Annotated in this window: 13 protein-coding genes; 7 read left to right on the forward strand and 6 right to left on the reverse strand. The window is 59.4% G+C overall.

Annotated elements, in window-relative coordinates; all coding sequences use genetic code 11:
* The first annotated feature begins 274 nt into the window (after nucleotides 1-274).
* Nucleotides 275-1,297 carry an ABC transporter substrate-binding protein gene (locus AC1RTQ_RS12055; protein WP_492875991.1) on the forward strand — a complete coding sequence of 341 codons (1,023 nt, stop codon included), beginning with the start codon at nucleotides 275-277 and terminating at the stop codon, nucleotides 1,295-1,297.
* Between the two features lie 440 nt (nucleotides 1,298-1,737).
* Here AC1RTQ_RS12055 and metC read toward each other — a convergent pair whose 3' ends face one another.
* The 4 genes from metC to AC1RTQ_RS12075 form a co-directional block, all read right to left on the reverse strand.
* Entirely contained in the window at nucleotides 1,738-2,970 is a 1,233-nt protein-coding gene (metC, locus tag AC1RTQ_RS12060) for a cystathionine beta-lyase (protein ID WP_492875993.1), read from the reverse strand.
* Between the two features lie 21 nt (nucleotides 2,971-2,991).
* Nucleotides 2,992-3,978: a Bug family tripartite tricarboxylate transporter substrate binding protein gene (locus tag AC1RTQ_RS12065; protein ID WP_492875995.1), complete on the reverse strand. Its 987-nt coding sequence runs from the start codon at nucleotides 3,976-3,978 to the stop codon at nucleotides 2,992-2,994.
* 36 nt (nucleotides 3,979-4,014) lie between these two features.
* The gene (locus tag AC1RTQ_RS12070) at nucleotides 4,015-5,604 is read right to left on the reverse strand and encodes a rhodanese-like domain-containing protein (RefSeq protein ID WP_492875997.1); all 1,590 of its coding nucleotides are present in this window, start codon (nucleotides 5,602-5,604) and stop codon (nucleotides 4,015-4,017) included.
* A gap of 98 nt (nucleotides 5,605-5,702) precedes the next feature.
* Entirely contained in the window at nucleotides 5,703-6,293 is a 591-nt protein-coding gene (locus tag AC1RTQ_RS12075; RefSeq protein ID WP_409817606.1) for a cysteine dioxygenase family protein, read from the reverse strand.
* 95 nt (nucleotides 6,294-6,388) lie between these two features.
* Between AC1RTQ_RS12075 and AC1RTQ_RS12080 the strand changes: the two genes are divergently transcribed.
* Nucleotides 6,389-7,249: a LysR substrate-binding domain-containing protein gene (locus tag AC1RTQ_RS12080; RefSeq protein WP_492876000.1), complete on the forward strand. Its 861-nt coding sequence runs from the start codon at nucleotides 6,389-6,391 to the stop codon at nucleotides 7,247-7,249.
* A 330-nt stretch (nucleotides 7,250-7,579) separates the two neighbouring features.
* Here AC1RTQ_RS12080 and sbcB read toward each other — a convergent pair whose 3' ends face one another.
* Together sbcB and rtcR are read right to left on the reverse strand one after the other, a co-directional pair.
* A complete protein-coding gene (gene sbcB, locus AC1RTQ_RS12085) occupies nucleotides 7,580-9,019 on the reverse strand; it encodes an exodeoxyribonuclease I (protein ID WP_492876002.1) in 1,440 nt (479 codons plus the stop codon).
* A 102-nt stretch (nucleotides 9,020-9,121) separates the two neighbouring features.
* Nucleotides 9,122-10,732 carry an RNA repair transcriptional activator RtcR gene (gene rtcR, locus AC1RTQ_RS12090; protein WP_492876004.1) on the reverse strand — a complete coding sequence of 537 codons (1,611 nt, stop codon included), beginning with the start codon at nucleotides 10,730-10,732 and terminating at the stop codon, nucleotides 9,122-9,124.
* Between the two features lie 202 nt (nucleotides 10,733-10,934).
* On the opposite strand from rtcR, the gene AC1RTQ_RS12095 reads away from it, so the two are divergent.
* The 5 genes from AC1RTQ_RS12095 (at nucleotide 10,935) to AC1RTQ_RS12115 (ending at nucleotide 18,027) form a co-directional block, all read left to right on the forward strand.
* Nucleotides 10,935-12,512, forward strand: coding sequence for a vWA domain-containing protein (locus AC1RTQ_RS12095; RefSeq protein ID WP_492876006.1), 1,578 nt, complete (start codon nucleotides 10,935-10,937; stop codon nucleotides 12,510-12,512).
* An 822-nt stretch (nucleotides 12,513-13,334) separates the two neighbouring features.
* Nucleotides 13,335-14,561 (forward strand): RtcB family protein, encoded by a 1,227-nt coding sequence (locus tag AC1RTQ_RS12100; protein WP_492876008.1) that lies wholly within the window; start codon nucleotides 13,335-13,337, stop codon nucleotides 14,559-14,561.
* Nucleotides 14,562-14,611: 50 nt separating this feature from the next.
* Nucleotides 14,612-14,782, forward strand: a complete 171-nt coding sequence (locus AC1RTQ_RS12105; protein ID WP_314972787.1) for a hypothetical protein — start codon at nucleotides 14,612-14,614, stop codon at nucleotides 14,780-14,782.
* A gap of 138 nt (nucleotides 14,783-14,920) precedes the next feature.
* Entirely contained in the window at nucleotides 14,921-15,877 is a 957-nt protein-coding gene (locus tag AC1RTQ_RS12110; protein ID WP_492876011.1) for an AEC family transporter, read from the forward strand.
* Nucleotides 15,878-16,293: 416 nt separating this feature from the next.
* Entirely contained in the window at nucleotides 16,294-18,027 is a 1,734-nt protein-coding gene (locus AC1RTQ_RS12115) for a methyl-accepting chemotaxis protein (protein WP_492876013.1), read from the forward strand.
* Nucleotides 18,028-18,240: the final 213 nt, after the last annotated feature.

Here is an 18,240-nt window from a genome sequence, read left to right on the forward strand (position 1 = left end):
CTGGTATGGATTCGATAGCGGGCTGCGCAATCAGCAGCAGCCCTGAAGCTGCACAGGATTGCAATATTCATGCCGGATGCCTGCCAGCCGACCCGCGCTCGATCTGCGCACGGCCACGCACCATCGCAGGCGCCCCATGCACCAGAGCCGGACACGCAGGTCCGGCACGCACCGTCGCAGTGCCCTCTTCAGCAGTTCACGCTTTGTATACACATTGGCATCGATCTTGCGCACAAGCAGCAGTCCCTTAGCCATCGATAAACCAAGGAGTCATATGCGCAAACGAACCTTTCTTCAGGCCGCCACGGCTGCTGCAGCCCTGAGCTGGAGCGCTGCCCAGGCGGCGGACACGCCGCTCAAGTTCCAGCTGGACTGGCGCTTCGAAGGACCAGCAGCCCTGTTTGTTCACCCCGAGCAAAAAGGCTATTTCAAACAGGCCGGTCTGGATGTGAATGTGGAGGCCGCCAGCGGCGCGGGTGCCATCCAGCGCGTGGCCTCCGGCACCCATGACCTGGGCTTTGCCGACCTCGCCGCGCTGATGGAATTCCACGCCAACAACCCCGATGCGCCCATCAAGCCCGTGGCGATCATGGTGATCTACAACACCACACCGGCCTCGGTGATGGCACTCAAGAAGTCGGGCATCACCAAGGCCGCCGACCTGACGGGCAAGAAAATGGGAGCCCCCATCTTTGACGCAGGCCGCCGCACCTTCCCCATCTTCGCCCAGGCCAATGGCGTGGGCGAGGTGCAATGGAGCACCATGGAGCCGCAACTGCGCGAAACCATGCTGGCGCGCGGCGATCTGGATGCCGTCACCGGCTATACCTTCACCAGCCTGCTCAATCTGGAGGCCCGCGGCATCAAGCGCGAGGATGTGGTGGTCCTGCCCTACGCCACGCATGGCGTTCAGCTCTACGGCAATGTGATCATCGCCAGCCCCAGGCTGATTGCCGAAAAACCGGAAGCCGTGCGCGCCTTCCTCAAGGCCTTTGCGCGGGGCGCCAGGGAAGGCATTGCCAATCCCGAAGCCGCCATTGCATCCATGAAAGCCAAGGACGGACTGGTCAACGTACCGCAGGAGGTCAAACGCCTGAAGCTGACGATTGAGACCGCCATCGACAGCAAGGGCGCACGCGAAGAAGGCTTCGGCCAGTTGCGCACCGAGCGTCTGGCCAGGATGGCCGAGCAGGTCGCCAAAGCCTATGCCACCAAGAACCCGGTGCCGGCCAACGCCGTATGGAACGGCAGCTTCCTGCCCAGCATGGCGGAACTGGACATACTGCCCAAGCGCTGATCCAACCGGAACCGGCTGGCACCGCCGCAGTGTGCCAGCGTCATCGCGCCCAGCCACACATAAAGCAGACCGGACGTCATAGCGGCTGCGACTGACCTATAGCTCCCCCCATTAATAAAAACCAGCTGATTCATTGCATCAGCTGATTTTTATTAATGGGGTCGGCGGCAAGACTGGCTGCCTGGTGCATCAAGAAGTTCAAGACCATGCGATTTTGCAGCGATGCGACCCCACATCTATCGACTGATTCTGGAAGTCGCTTCAGGCGGTCTGTCTGAGGCTCTGCATCTAAATGACCGCGCCTAGCTAGAAAGAGGCGCTCCTTGCGGCTTCTTGGCAAACACAGAAAAACTGCTATTCGGTGACAGCGCTATCCCACCGTTCGCCCTGCCCTTCATGCAGCATGCAGACCCCTTGAGCCGCCCAGACACCTTCGAGGCTCAAACAAACGCTTGAGAATTCCTGATCAACTCATTGATTCCTGACCTCTCAAACGCTTGTGCTAGATCCGCGATCAAATCCTGCGGGTCTTCCAAACCGATGTGCAGTCTCACGACCGAGCCACGCCGACTCCAGTCAGTGACGCTGCGAGCCTGCGTCATTTGTGCTGCAACTACCAGGCTTTCATAGCCTCCCCATGACGCACCCAGCCCAAACAGTTGCAGATTGTCGATGAAACTATCCACGACTTCAGCGGTGATGCATGGCTTCAGCTCAAAGGAAATTAGACCATTTGTACCTGCGCAATCCCTTCGCCATAGATCATGTCCCTCATGACCAGGAAGTGCAGGACAAAAGACTGTCTGCACAAGTGGGTGCTGCTCAAGCCAGCGCGTCACGGCCAGGGCATGCTCCCCATGCATGCGTAGCCGCGCGGATAAGGTGCGCAAGCCTCGCAGCACCAGCCACGCATCGTCGGGACTGACCGTCATGCCAAAAGCATCGCAGCGCTCAGCCAGTGGCTCCCAGACAGCTTGGGTAGTGGCGACCGTACCCATCATGACATCCGAATGCCCTGACAGATATTTGGTGGCAGCCATAATGGAGATATCGGCCCCCAGCGTCAGAGGCCGGTACTGCACGCCTGAGCCCCAGGTATTGTCGACTGCGACCAGAGCCCCCTGCGCGTGGGCCATGGCAGCCAGTGCCGGCAGATCGCACATTTCATAGACGAGCGAACCCGGACATTCGGCATACAGCATGCGGGTATTGGGGCGCATTTTGGCGGCGGCATCGCTGCCGTCTGCCGCAAAGAAGCTGTATTCAATACCGTAGGGTTGCAGAAACTGCTGCGTCAGATGCCGCACCGGCTGATAAGCACTGTCGGTGATGAGCACGTGGTCGCCCGGCTTCAGATAGCTGAGCAAAGCCATGCTTACGGCTGCCAGCCCGGTGGGCAAGAGCCGCGTGCGATAGGCGCCCTCCAGCTCGCTGACCGCATCTTCCAAAGCAAAGCTGGTCGGCGTGCCGCGCGCGCCGTAACTGAAAATGCGCTCCTGACCACGCCGAGCACGCATCTCTCGTTGCTGGGCAGTGCTTTCAAACACTACGGTGCTGGCTCGCACAATGGCTGGATTGACAGCCCTGCCACCCACATAAGCGGGAGACATGCCCATGTGAGTCAGGCGCGTTCCCAAACCAGGAGTCGACGCCTGCTGATCTTTGCTCGTCATGATGATGTCCTGAAATCCGGATCAGTCCAACTTTGCGCCGGACAGTTTGACCACATGGCTCCAGCGCTTGGTGTCGCTATTGAGCTGGGCAGCAAAGGCCTCGGGGGTGCTCGCCACCACTTCACTGCCGCCATCGGTGACCAGCTTGCTGACTTCGGGCTTGCGCAGCGTCTTGACAATGGCTTCGTTCAGATAGGCAACACGCTCGGGCGGAGTCCCGGCCGGGGCAAAAAAGCCGTACCAGTCTTCAAACGTGGAGTTTTTATAACCCAGCTCCTCCAGCGTGGGCACCTTGCCGAAAACACCAACCCGACGCGGACTGGTGACGGCCAGTGCGCGCACCTGACCGCCTTGAATCATGCCGGCAACCGATGAGGTCGAGGTGATCAACACATCCACCTGATGACCCAGCAAATCATTGATGGCCGGGCCGGCGCCCTTGTAAGGCACATGGGTCATGGTCACGCCGCTTTCCTTGGCCAGCACCACACCGACCAAATGCGACAAGGTACCGTTGCCGGGCGTGGCATAAGTGACCTTGCCGGGCTCAGCCTTGGACTGGACCGCCAGATCGGCAAAATTTTTGAGTTTCGATCCGGCTGCGACCACGATGGCAAGCGGTGCCGCATTGACCTGTGTGACAGGAATGAAGTTTTTGAGTGGATCAAAGCCTGGTGCGCTGTACAGAGAGGGGTTGACCGCCATCAGCGAGACCTGCCCCGTCAACAAGGTGTATCCGTCGGCCCTGGCCTCGGTCACCGCCTTGGCGCCAATGTTGCCGCCCGCCCCGCCCTTGTTTTCGACGACGGCCGGCTGCCCAGTGAACTCTGGCAAGCGTGTAGTAACCCAGCGCGTGGTTGCATCGTTGCCGCCCCCCGGAGGGAAAGGCGAGACAAAGCGAATGGGCTGGCTGGGAAAGCCATTGCGCTGCGGCAAGGTTTGCGCATGCCCCTGCGCAGCAAGCACGACGCCCATGAAAACGGTAGCCAGAGAACGAATAGCAAGCATGGTTTTCTCCCGGAAAGTGCGAAGCGAATTGCGCGGTCAGGCGGCGCAGGAATGGAGGGATTCAGAGCTAGGCAGCTGAAATGCTGCGAGCTCTTGTGCATCGAGTTGCTGCACCAGCCCGGTTTCCCAAGCCAGGTACTGACGAGCGGCCTCCTTGTTGCCGTCGTGGCGGTCATGCACGAAGAACAGGTAATCAATGCAATCGTGATTCGCTGGGGTATCGGCACTGGCCACCACCGGCAAGCCGGCTTGCTGCCACGCAGCCATGCCCTCTTGCAGCAGGCTTACCGACTCCGGCAACTCCAGCGATGCCCATTGCGCCAAAGCCGGCTCATCAGCCACCAGCACGATGCTGCGTTTCTCATCACGCAAGTTCTGGGCCAGTCGCGATCGAATCGACCAGACTGCCCCAGGAATATGGGCAGCCCGGTATTTCATGCTGGCCCGCAGGTCGACCAACAGCACCTCATCGCGTTCAATACGGGCTTGCAGCTCGGCAACCGTCATCAGGAGCAGTTGCGGCCTGACAGTTTCTGAAGAGCTGGCCAACTCCAGGCCGCTGTGCACGCCATCGATGAGCACGCAGGCGTCCTGTCCCATCTGGCGCAGCCAGCTGGCGATCACGGCAGCGCGCACGCCGTCGCTATCAAAAAGCACCAGCCGTGCACCGCGCACGCCGATGAATTGGTCGCCTGCCTGCACCAGTTGACCACCCGGTGTGTGCTGGGCGCCAGGCAGGCTGCCGGCGGCGAATTCCTCAGGTGTACGCACATCGCAAAGAAACAGGCTGCGTTCGTTGTCCGCAGCCCATTGGCTGACCGTCTGGGCAGTGACCCAAGGCACGTCAAAACGCTGTGCCAGCTGCTGCGCCTGAGATTGCAATGCGCCGCTGCCCGAGTCGTCGGCATAACGGCTTCTGCCGCCATGCTCCAGTGATAGGTCGTTCAGAAACCAGCCTTGCGTACCGTTCTCCAGAGCGTATACGGGGTTGGAGATTCCCAGGTTGATCAGCGTCTGCGCACCCAGGATGGAGCGCGTGCGCCCGGCACAGTTGATGACGACAGGTGTGCTGTCATCAGGAACCAGCGAGCGGATGCGATAGGCCAGCTCGCCATTGGGGCAGCATACGGCGCCAGGTATGTTCATCTTGTGGAACTCGGACACCGGCCGACCATCCAGTACCACCAGCGGTTCGCCCGAAGCCTGCTTGGCCGCCAGCTGCTGGGCCGTGATGCGTGGCGTGCCATAAGCATGCTCCACCAGCTCTCCAAAGGTTTTGGAAGGCAGGTTCACTCCCGCAAACAGCACATAGCCTGCAGCCTTCCATGCCTTGGTACCGCCTTCCAACACATGGACATCGGTATAGCCCAAAGCCTGCAGGCGCTGCGCCGCCCGCAAAGCCACGTTTTCCGTATCGGCCTCGCCGCTGTCATACACCACCACACGCACCGGCTTGCGCGGCACCAGTCGCGGCACATCGATTTCAAGGCGGCTATAGGGCAGCGGGGTGCCGTAGAACAAATGCGACTCGCCATACTGGCCATGTTCTCGCACATCCAGCACGGCGATTTCCTGGCCATCATGTAGCCAGTACTTGAGTTGGGAAGCGGTGACAAATTGAGTCATAACAGGTGATTTGGCAAATTTCAGGCAAAGCTGCGCCCGCGCACATCAAAGTGCACTACAAAGCAAAAAGGAATCAGGCTTGGCTGATCAGCAGCGCATCAGCGCCTTGTCTGCACGCCAATCGACATGGTTTGGCATGTCCCGGCCTGCAGGTCGTAGCCGGTTCGGCCATTCAGTGTCTCCAGTGCGCGGCCATACATGTGCAGATGACGGATCACCTGCTCACCTTGGATTTCCACAGAGTGGATGTCTTCCGCCATCAACGCAATCCCCGTTCCGGGCTGGACGATGACCAGGTCGACCTCCCTGAGCGTGCCCTTGCCTGGCACCGAGCCATCGTCGGTTCGCTCGTAAACCCGGTTGTGCTCCGTGCCTTGCACAGCCGCAATGCAGGCCCAGGTCGTGTGGTTGTGCGGCACGATGCGCTTGCCGGGGCGCATGACGTTCAGATACAGCGCATAGCTCTGATCCGCATCCTCGGCAATCATGTAGCGCGCCTGATGCTCATCGCCCTCAGGTGGCGGAAAGTCCTCGGCTCCCCACAGCTGGCTTTGCTCGGCCAGACCTATTAGCTGAGCCAGAACTTTTTCCAGACTCTGGCGCGTTTCAGGGTCACTACCAATTGCGCACTTCATTGCCGAAATTGCTGTCTGTACAGCGCTATTACGTTGTTCTGTCATCGTGGTCAAAGCATTCCCCTTGGTTGAATGACAACCAATGTAGCGAGCGACTTTAATGCGAACAATCCCAATAGTTCAACCATATACTTAAGAAAAACTTATATATGGACACACTGGATCTAGACCAACTACGAACGCTGGCGACCATTGCCCGCCAGCAGAGCTTTGCCGCTGCCGCCGTGCAACTGGGCTGCACGCAATCGGCCATCACCCAGCAGATGCAACGGCTGGAAGACAAAGTGGGCCACACGCTGTTTGAAAAACAAGGCCGGCAAAAGCGCTTGACCGAGCATGGCCAGCGCCTGCTCGGTTATGCCCAGCGCATGTTGGCGATTCACGATGAAGCGCTCAGCAGCCTTCGAAATCAGCATCTGGAAGGATTGGTGCGCATAGGCGCGCCGCATGATGTTGCCGACACTCTGCTGCCACCGGTGCTGAAAGAGATCGCACTGAAATTTCCCGGCATGCTGATCGACATCCATATGGAACGCAGCCCGTTTCTGATGGAGTCGCTCAAGCAGGGTGAGCTGGACATGGTCATCTCCAACCGCGATGACACCACATTCGAAAGCTTTGCACTGCGCTCCAGCCCCACGGTCTGGCTGTGTGGTGCGAACTATGTGCATGACCCAAGCAAGCCTCTGCCCCTGGTGCTGGCGAGCGGGCCCAGCATTTTTCGCCGCCTGGCCTGCGATGCGCTGGACGCCGCGGACATTAGCTGGACACCGCGCCATACTTGTACCAGCCTGGTGGGCATACGTGCAGCCCTGCGCGCCGACCTGGGGATCACTGCGCGCGGCGTTGAGCAGCTGGACCCCGGTCTGCGTGTATTGAGCAATGGCGACGGTTTGCCTCCCCTTCCCGATCTGGTCTACAGACTCTATATACGCAGTCATGTTGTCAACCCGATCACACGCCAGGTGTTCGAAAACCTCAGGGCTCGCATGTGGTTGCCTGGTACGTGAGCCCGATCTCTGGTGCATTGAGGCGTCACTTGGGCAGTTTGAATGATGCGCAAGCCAGCGTGGGCAACATGACTGGTAGATCCGAACAAGCGACCACAAGTGACCAGCTTCCTGATCGCAGTGGCTGCAACAATGGATTGGCCGCTCACTGGAGCTTCAGCCGGTTAAAAATCAATGCAGCGACGAGCACCCAAGCGAGACCTCCCTACCCCTAGCTGTAAGGGCCTGCGAGCGCATCGTCACCAAGCTAGAGCCAAAGCTAAAAGGCTGCTTACGGTATTCGGCGGAAGCAGCCTTTTGGGATGGCGATGAGCAGCAGAAATGGGTCGATCAGGCCTCGGGCACCATGGCGTCGGCATAGTTATAGAGCTCGCCCAGAATCTCCTCGGCGCGCTCGTCGGCGGTTTCGGACAGGCTGTCGATCATGGCAAACATCTGCTCGGCCGTACGTGCGCCGCCCTGGCCTTCGATCAGGCAGGCCGCGCGGTGCTGTTCCCAGCGCTGCTGCTCGGCGGCATTCAGCGTCATAGGGAAGTTGCGCGCACGGTAGCGCCAGACCAGCTCGGTCAGACGTGCGTCATCAAAGCCGGTCTTGTCCAGCGCCAGCTCCTGCGGCGAGAGGCGCTTGATGCGCTCCAGACGGCGGCGGTCTTCATTGCCCACAAAGCCGCCATACAGATCCTGGTCCGCGTCCAGCGGCTCACCCGCCTCGCGCGTGAAGACGGCCTTCCATTGCGCGCTCATGTCGGGCAGGTCGCGGGCAATCGCCGCATGCCGCATCGCCAGCTCCATGTCCACACCCCATTTTTCAGCCATCGCGGGGCTCAGCGTCTTGAGGCTTCCCACCACCATGGGCGACTTATTGACGTGGATGCTCTTGATGGGCAGACGGCTCACGCCCTCGGGCAGCTCGGCCTGGCGCGTGAACAAACGCAGACGCAGATCTTCGATGCTGATGCCCGAGAGCTCGGCCGGGTCGGACGCCAGATCCCAGCAGATGACTTCGTTCTTGTTGGTGGGATGTGTGGCCAGCGGCCACATCACGCCCAGACAGCCGCGTGCGGGGCTGATCATGCCGGTCACATGCAGAAAGGGGCGCGCGTGCTCCTGCGTGGCGGGCAGACCCATCTCGCGCAGAGCGCCGTCCTTTTTATGCAGACCAAAGGCAAAGTCAAAGAGGCGCGGCTGCTTTTCGCGGATCAGCCGCGCCAGGGCAATCGTGGCGCGCACATCACTCAGCGCATCGTGGGCTTGCTCGTGCAGCAGGCCATTGGCGCGGGCCAGATCCTCGAGCTTGAAGCTGGGCGTGCCGTCTTCCTTTGTCGGCCACTGAATGCCGTCGGGGCGCAACGCATAGACCATGCGCACCACGTCGAGCAAATCCCAGCGGCCGCAGCCGTTCTGCCACTCGCGCGCATAAGGGTCAATGAGATTGCGCCAGAACATGAAGCGCGTGATCTCGTCGTCAAAGCGGATCGTGTTGTAGCCCACGCCCACAGTGCCGGCCTGGGCCAGCTCGGCCTCGATCAGCGCTGCAAATTCATGCTCGGCAACGCCTTCCTGCAGTGCACGCTGGGGCGTGATGCCCGTGATCAGACAGGATTGCGGGTCGGGCAGATAGTCATTGGCCGGCTGGCAATACCACATCACGGGCTCGCCGATTTCGTTGAGCTGGTCATCCGTGCGTATGCCCGCAAACTGCGCGGGACGGTCATAGCGCGGCTGGGCGCCAAAGGTTTCGTAGTCGTGCCAGAAGAAGGTATGAGCCATGGGCCCGAAGTATGCCTGCGAACCGACACAGCTTGCGGCTCAGCCCCATCAACTTCAAGCCTTTTTGGCCTTAATCCCTTATGGATAAAGCGCAAGCAGCTATCAATATGTTTGTTTGAGCTGCTCCCAATTCAAACCAAATTTATGCAGAAATTTGCGCAGCCGGTCTGCATCGTTGACCACGGCTTTTTGCTGGCGCGACTGGTCAAACAGTTTGCGACCCGCATCGGACAGCGTGGTCGATGCGCGGCAGACGGCGATGACGGACTGCAGTTGCAAGCGGTCAAACAGATCGATCTGGGCAATGGCGTCTTCGGACAGATAGTCGCCCAGATCCACCTCAGCCTTGGGCAGGACATGGCTTTGCGAATGCTGCCACAGCCAGTCCAGGCGCTTGATCTCGGCCTCCACCTGCCTGGTCGTGATGCGACCGCTGTCGGCCAGCGTGGCCAGCCGTGTGATGCTGGCCGCAAGGTCGCGGAAGTTGCCGCTCCAGGGAGCCTGGGCAGACTTGGCGAACTGCAGATACAACGTCCTGGCCTCGGCGTTGAAGCGCACGGAGCTGCCGGTCTCGGCCACGGCGCGCAGCAGCAGGTGGTCGATATTGGGCTCCAGATCTTCGGGGCGCTGTGCCAGGCCCGGCAAGGTATAGGACCAGAGATTGATACGCGCAAACAAGTCTTCGCGAAAGCGCCCCTCGGCCACATCGACGCGCAGGTCACGGTGAGTGCCGGCTATGAGCTGAAAGTCGCTGCTGACCTCCTTGTCGCTGCCCATGGGGAAAAAGCGCTTTTCCTCCACGGCCTTGAGCAGCATGGCCTGCTCGTCCAGACCGAGCTCGCCGATCTCGTCGAGAAACAGCACGCCTTCATGCGCCGTGCGCAGCAGGCCAGCACGGTCTGCCGCCGCCCCGGTGAACGCTCCCTTTCTGTGGCCGAACAAGGTGGAGGCCGCGCCGTCACCACGCAAGGTGGCGCAGTTGACCTCGACAAAATCGCCGGCCACCTGGTGGCGCGATTTCTTGAGCTCGAAGATGCGCCGCGCCAGATGCGACTTGCCCGCACCCGTGGGCCCGGTGAAAAGAATCGGTGCACGCGAGCGAATCGCCACGCGCTCTATCTCTTCAATCAACTGGTTGAACTGCGGGTTGCGCGTGGCAATGCCGTTCTTGAGGAAGTCCAGCGCCTCGGTCTGGGCCAGATGGAAGCGCTGGGCCAGGGCTTCGTAGCGTGTGAGGTCCAGATCGATCAGGATCATGTTGCCCGGCGAGCCCATCTGCTGCTTGCGCGGTGGCGAGGTCTGCAGCAGCACACCCGGTATCTGGCGCGACTCCACCATCAGAAACATGCAAATCTGCGCCACATGGGTGCCCGTGGTGATGTGTACCCAGTAATTCTCGCGCTCGGTATCAAAGCGGTAATTGCGCGCCCAATCGTAAAGCGCGGCATACATCTCGCCAAAGTCCCAAGGGTCCTGGACATCGGAGTCCACTAGATTGACCCGGGTTTCGGGCGAGACATTGGCAATGTCCTGCACCAGGGTCTGCGCCAGCTTGTCGTAGCGGCTGGAGTACAGCAGCTCCAGCCGGTCTATCACCTGGTCTTCATGCTGCATCAGAGACACCGTAGGCCGCCACTTGCTCCAGCGCCCTGCCCCTTGCCCCGAATCGAGCTGCGTGCCCATGAAGCCAATCACCACGTTTTTTTTGGACATATCTTTCCAGATAAATATCTATCTTTAATTCTAATAATCTTTCAATTCCTCTTCCACCACTTCTGTTACCCCAAGCAATTGGAATGAAATTTATCCAATCAATTCAATTACTTATAAATTAATCACTCCCGCTTCGAGAAGTTGGCACACCGCTTGCAATAACCAAAGCATCTGCAAGTTGAATGCAAACAGGAGAAGAAGAATGGTCAACACGCAATTGTTTCAAACCAGCCGCGGCGCCCTGACTGCAGCCGCCAACACGCTCAATCAGGAAGGCGCCGCAGCCTATGCCTTCAGCCCCCGCCACCAGCTGGCCCAGATGGCCGTGACCGGCTGCCTGAGCCAGACTTTCTATGCCAGCGGTCAGGATCAGCTGGAGCAGCTGGGCAATCTGGTGCTGGAGGTGGACACGCGCTTTACCGCCCAGACGGCCGTCTATGCCCGCCAACGCGGCTATATGAAGGACATGCCAGCCACCCTGGCTGCCGCGCTGGCTGTATGGGATACCGCGCTGCTGAACCAGGTGTTTGGCCGCGTGATCGACAACGGCAAGATGCTGCGCAACTTTGTGCAGATCGTGCGCAGCGGCGCCATGGGTCGCAAGTCCCTGGGCTCGGCACCCAAGAAGCTGGTGCAGAACTGGCTGCTCAATGCGAGCGAGAAGCAACTGCTCAGCGCTTGCGTGGGCAAGCAGCCATCGCTCGCCGATGTGGTGAAGATGGTGCACCCCAAGCCTCAGGAGGCCTGGCGTTCCGCATGGTTTGCCTGGTTGATCGGCAAGCCTTTTGATGAGGCATCTCTGCCTCCCATCACCCAGGCCTTCGAGCGCTTCAAGCGCGATGCGGCCCAGGGTCTGGTGAGTGCCGAGCTGCCTGATGTGCCGTTTCAGATGCTGACCGCACTCGAGCTGAAAGCCCAGCAATGGGCGCAGATCGCCCGCAGCGGCTCATGGCAGATGGTGCGCCAGAACCTCAACACCTTTGCACGCCATGGCGTGTTCGAGATCAAGGGAATGGCGGCACTGGTCGCCCACAAGCTGGGAGATGCCGACGCCGTGGCCAAGGCCCGTGCCATGCCCTACCAACTGCTGTCGGCCTACCAGGCTGCCGGTGAGCAGGTACCGGCCCAGGTGCGCGATGCGCTGCAGAATGCCATGGAGCATGCCATTGCCAATGTGCCCTGCTTTGCAGGAGCGGTAGTGGTCTGCCCCGATGTGTCGGGCTCCATGCACAGCCCTGTGACGGGTTATCGCACCGGAGCCACCACGGCGGTGCGCTGCATCGATGTGGCCGGCCTGATGGCCGCCGCCGTGCTGCGCAAGAACAGGACGGCCCGTGTACTGCCCTTCGAGCAGAAGGTGGTGAAGCTGGAACTCAACGGCCGCGACTCGGTGATAACCAATGCGAGCAAGCTAGCAAAGATCGGCGGCGGCGGTACCAACTGCAGTGCACCACTGAAGCAGCTGGCCGATGAAAAGGCAAGGGTGGATATGGTGATCATGGTCTCGGACAACGAGTCCTGGGTCGATGGTGTGCGCCGCGGTGCCACCGAAACCATGTTGCAGTGGGAGCGCATCAAGCAGCGCAACCCCGACGCCCGGCTGGTCTGCATAGACATCCAGCCCTATGGCACGACGCAGGCCATGGAGCGTGACGACATTCTGAATGTCGGCGGCTTCAGCGATGCGGTGTTCGATGTGGTGGCAAGTTTTGCCGAAGGCAGGCTTGGCCCCGAGCACTGGGTGGGCGAGATCGAGAAGATCGCTCTCGAGTCCCAGTGAGAGCTGATAGCACGGCCCTGCAAACCGAAGGTTTGAGTTTGAGACGATGCGCTTAGCCGCAGGCAGTACAAAAGTACGACAAGGCTGAGCAACGACGTATCAAGGTTCGTGTTAGCAGCTCGGAGTGAAGTGATCATCTGTTGTTGGCGAATGCTGGTGGGACTACATATCCAAACTGTCCCGTCTCACCAACCCCTTGTCGCTCGCAGCAGATGTCCTGGATGAAGTTGAACGGTTTGAATGACTGGCTGCGAATGCCGGTGGAACTACATGGGTGCCCGGATTGCAGGTTCGATTCCTGCCCGCCTCGTCGGATCGAAAGATCAACGAGCGGTAGCCAAAGGTACAGCGCGGGTTATGTTTCACCCAACCCTTGTCGCAGCAAGGCATTCATCACCATGGTTTGAGTTTGGCGCGAATGCCAGCAGGACTACATCTGGTTGTCGGGGTTCGACTCCCCAGCCGGGAAACCGGTCATGGCTATGTCTTGCTTCTCTGGTCGCGCCGCCTTTTTTGAACAGGACCTGCGCAAGCGTGAGTCCCATTGAATTTTCGGTTTGGCTGTCCTGCAGCGAATGCCGGTGGAACTACAGACTTTTAATCTCGTGGTCGCAGGTTCGAATCCTGCCAGCAGTTGCAAAGCTGTTGTAGCTCAGCCTGGTAGAGCACGATGTTTCACCAACCCTTGTCGCTGCAAGACCGCCATCGATGACATGAACAACAAGGAAACGACTTACGCAAAACCGGTCCAAGCAAGACGACTACCTCAGCAGGCAGTCCGTTGTTGCGCTCCTGTTTGCGTAGGTCCTGAAGGAAATCAAGATGTCCGAACACAATTACCAACTACTGGAAGTCGCTGGCGGCGTGCCCGTCAAGATGTGGACCAAGGGTGTGCCCGTGGAAACCGAGGCCCAGCAACAGCTGACCAACGCCGCGCGCCTGCCCATTGTCTTCAAACATATCGCCGCCATGCCCGATGTGCACCTGGGCATTGGTGCCACCATCGGCTCAGTGATTCCCACCGTCAAGGCCATCATCCCCGCAGCCGTCGGCGTGGATATCGGCTGCGGCATGATGGCCGCCAAGACCACGCTGCGCGCCGAAGACCTGCCCGACAGCCTGACCACGCTGCGCTCGGCCATTGAAAAAGCCGTGCCCCATGGCTCGGCACCCCAAAGCCGTGGCCGTGATCCTGGAGCCTGGGAGAACCCTCCCGATCTGGTGGACCAGAAATGGGCCACGCTGGTGGACGAGTTCGACGCGCTGTGCGAGCTGCACCCCCGCCTGGAAAAGACCAATAACCGCAAGCACCTGGGAACTCTGGGTAGCGGCAATCACTTCGTGGAAGTGTGCCTGGACGAACTGGGCTTTGTCTGGTTCATGCTGCACTCGGGCTCGCGTGGCGTGGGCAATGCCATCGGCAACCATTTCATCGAGCTGGCCAAGAAGGATGCCGAGCTGCACCAGCGCAATCTGCCCGACCAGGACCTGGCCTACCTGGAAGAGGGTGCCCGCTATTTTGGCGACTATGTGCGCACCGTGTCCTGGGCGCAGAAGTTCGCCATGAGTAACCGCGAAGTGATGATGGCCAACCTGATCGCTACCGTGCGCCAGGTGATTACCAAGCCTTTCGAGTCCCACGTGGAGGCCGTGAACTGCCACCACAACTATGTGCAAAAGGAACATCACTTTGACGAGGATGTGTTCGTCACCCGCAAGGGCGCCGTGAGCGCCAAGCGCGGCGAGATGGGCATCATCCCCGGCAGCATGGGCGCGCGCAGCTATATCGTGCGCGGCCTGGGCAACCCCGAGAGCTTTGAAAGCTGCAGCCACGGCGCGGGCCGCGTAATGAGCCGCACCAAGGCCAAAAAGCTGTACTCAGTGGCTGACCAGATCAAGGCCACCGAAGGCGTGGAATGCCGCAAGGATGAGGGCGTGATCGACGAGATCCCCATGGCCTACAAGGACATCGACGCCGTCATGGCCGCCCAGAAGGACCTGGTGGAAGTGGTCCATACCCTCAAGCAGGTGATCTGCATCAAGGGTTGAATGAAGCGGGAGCATGGACTCACGCCTCATTGCCAGAAAGGAGATCCATTGTGCAAACCATTGAGCACAAAGCCATTCCGGGTGCATTCCTGCTACTGGAGGTCATGCGCGCCATGCACTGCAAACAAAAGCACGACATGACGGCGCTGCTTGCCGGTGAATCGGGCAAGCAAGGCTGGGGCTTCACCTCGCCCAATAGCAACCAAGACTTGCTCATTTAGCAGGTTGTGCGATAGCGCACAGGTGAAGCAGATTCCGAAAACGCGTGTGCAGAGGCGTTAAGCTCAGCGCCCGAGAAGTGCATATGCTCAAGCCTGGAGCAAGGTGCAAGCAGCGATTCGGTTTTGTTGGAGAGTTGAATGAATGGTTCCGCAGTAGCGGCCCTACTACCGGTGATTGCGTTGATCGGTACAGGGTTTGGCTTGGCGCGTGTCGGACTGGTGCGGCAGGCAGCAGTCAAGGACATGTCCAACCTTGTGTTCCTATTGCTGCTGCCTTCACTGCTGTTTCGCACCATGGCTCAGGTCCATATCGGCGAATTGGATTACCGACCGATTGGCGTGTATTTCCTGTCGGCCATCATCGTCTTCGTGACAACGATGCTGGTCTACGGCTTCAACACCCTGGCTGCAGCGCGCGGATTGGCCAGCATGTTCAGCAATGCAGCCATGATCGGCGTACCGCTCGTGGGCCTGGCCTTTGGCGAGCAGGGACTGGTGACGCTGTTCACCTTGATCTCGGTGCACGCCCTGGTATTGCTGACGGCCGCGACCATGGTGTTCGAGTTGGCATCCTCGCGTGAACAGCATGCGGACGACACCCACAACAAACGGTCCATGGGGCGTACTGTCTGGCAGGCAGTGCGCAATAGCGTCATCCACCCTGTGCCTTTGCCGATTCTGGCCGGCTTGCTGTGGTCATTGACAGGCTGGCCTCTGCCTGACGTGCTTGATACCTCGCTCAAGATGCTGGGCTCGGCCATGGGTCCCATGGCGTTGCTGCTCGTCGGCATCACGCTGGCATACACCAGGATCGGAGCTTACTGGCGAGCCGCGATGCGCATCACGCTGGTCAAGTCGCTGGTGCACCCACTTGTGTTTCTCGCCTGCGCCTGGACACTGCAACTGCGTGGCCCGGCCATGGGGGTGATGCTGATCTGCTCAGCCTTGCCTGTGGGCGCCAACGCACTGCTCTTCACCCAGCGCTACCAGGTTGCCGAGGATGAGGTGGTGGCCAGCATTGCCCTCTCCACATTGCTGGCGCTGGTGACCATGCCGCTGCTGCTGATGCTGCTGCACGTCCTGCATGGGACATAGTTCCTCAAGGTAGTCCTTCGCGTATATCCACCCTGATTCAATCGGAGCTCAGTCTTGCCCTGCCGACGCATGGCACTGCGGCATTGGCTGAAACATTGCAGTGAGCCAGTCAGGAGCCGGCCAGCGAAAGTTGGAGCAGATCTCGACCTGTCCTGAAGAAAAGCTTGGCTTTGGAGTCCAGGCAGCTACTCCAAAGTGCCGGACGGGATGGCGCAGATCAGTGGACAGGGAACAACGCTCATCCAGTTCGGCAAGGAGGAAGAAGGCAAGGACTCAGGCTCTGTCGTTCAGAAGCCGCAATCACTCATAAAAAAGGCGCCCCTGAAACCCTCGCAAAGTTACACTTTGAATACATGAACACAAATTGACACGAGCTCTCAAACCGAAAACATTGGCTGCTAAAGGAGACGCGCGAAATGGATCGTTTGAAAATTTCCACTCGGCTGACTTTCTCGTTCATGACATTGATGGTGCTGATACTAGTGCTGGGAGGGGTGGCACTTTGGGGGTCGTCCACTCAGCGCTCAGCCCTCACCGACATCACCCAGAAGCAAATCCCGATCATTCGCACGCTGAACACCATCACGGATGGCGCCAATGAACAGGCGATTCAGTTCCGCAACCTAGCGATCTTTTCCACGGAGACGCTCCAGGCATCGGCACGCGCCATGATTCAGAAGACCCGCACCGAGCTGGCTGCAGAAATGGATTCGCTGAGCAAGCACACTCACTCCGGCCTGGGACAATCGCTGCTGGAAGATCTGAAGCAGCGGCGCGTGGCCTTCCTCAAATCCGGTGACGAATTTCTTGGACTGCTCGATCAGGGCCAAAGAGATGAAGCGCTGAGATTGCTGGAAACCCAACTGCGCCCCAACCAACTCGAATATCAGCGGGTCATCCGCAGCATGCTGGATCACCAGACCCAAAGCTCCGACGTGGCCAGCCAGAGGGCAGAAGCTGCTGCCGACAATCTGTTCCAGGAAGTGTTGGCGACAGGTGCAATCGCCATTCTTCTAGCGGTAACCCTGGCCATCAAGATTACTCGCTCCATCACCGGCCCCCTGTCCCTGGCCATGGCAGCAGCCGACCGTGTGGCCAGAGGTGATCTTAGTGGCCAGATCACCGTGAAGTCTCAGGATGAAACCGGTCAACTGCTCAGTGCGCTGCAACGCATGCAACACAGCCTCGTGAGCACGGTGTCGGCGGTGCGTGGCAATGCTCAGGGAGTTGCGTCGGGCAGTGCTCAGATCGCCATGGGCAATAACGACCTATCCAGCCGCACGGAAGAGCAAGCAAGTGCTCTTGAACAAACTGCTGCATCCATGGAGCAGTTGAGTGCGACGGTCAAACAAAATGCCGACAACGCACGCGAGGCCAATCAGATGGCCGTGAATGCATCCTCTGTGGCCACACAGGGCGGTGAAGTGGTCGCAGAGGTCGTGGAGACCATGAAGAGCATCAATGACAGCAGCCGCAAGATTTCCGACATCATCGGTGTCATCGATGGCATCGCTTTCCAGACCAATATTCTGGCTTTGAACGCCGCCGTCGAAGCTGCCCGCGCCGGTGAGCAAGGACGAGGTTTTGCAGTGGTGGCAAGCGAAGTACGGGCTCTGGCTGGACGCTCGGCTGAGGCAGCCAAGGAGATCAAGCAGCTCATTACCACCAGTGTGCAGCGCGTGGAGCAAGGCTCCTTGCTCGTGGACAAAGCTGGCGAGACCATGACCAATGTGGTCACGGCCATTCGGCGCGTCACCGATATCATGGGTGAAATCAGCGCTGCCAGCCATGAGCAAAGCTCGGGGATGGCCCAGATTGGGGAAGCCGTTACCCAAATGGATCAAACCACGCAGCAAAATGCGGCATTGGTCGAGGAAATGGCCGCCGCAGCCAGCAGCTTGCACAACCAAGCACAGTCGCTGGTCGAAGCAGTGGCGGTCTTCAAGTTGTCAGAGCACCAACAAAATACCTCTGCCGCAATGCAGGCAGCCTCGGTCAACCCGACAAAACCAGCGACCGTCGCAAAGGTATCGGAGTCGTCACCCAAGCCATTCATGGCTACCAAGTCCCCTGTGCTGCGTCGACCAGTTGCTATCGCTGGAACTCAGCAGGCTACGGATAAGAATGGCGATGACTGGGAGACTTTTTGACGGAGCTTCCGAGCAGATCCAGTGAACAAAGGCAGTGAGGCGTCAAGCCTGCCGCTTTTTGAACTTATCGGTGTCGTTGCATAGCTCCGTGCTTTACAGCAGATATGCGTAGACGATGAGCAACTCCACACACCAGGACCTGCTGCCAGTAGCTCCTTAGGCAGCATTACAACGGCCAGTCTCAGGTGATACTCGCCAAACCTTTCACACGGT

It is taken from the genome of Comamonas sp. GW821-FHT11H03 (assembly GCF_058807955.1).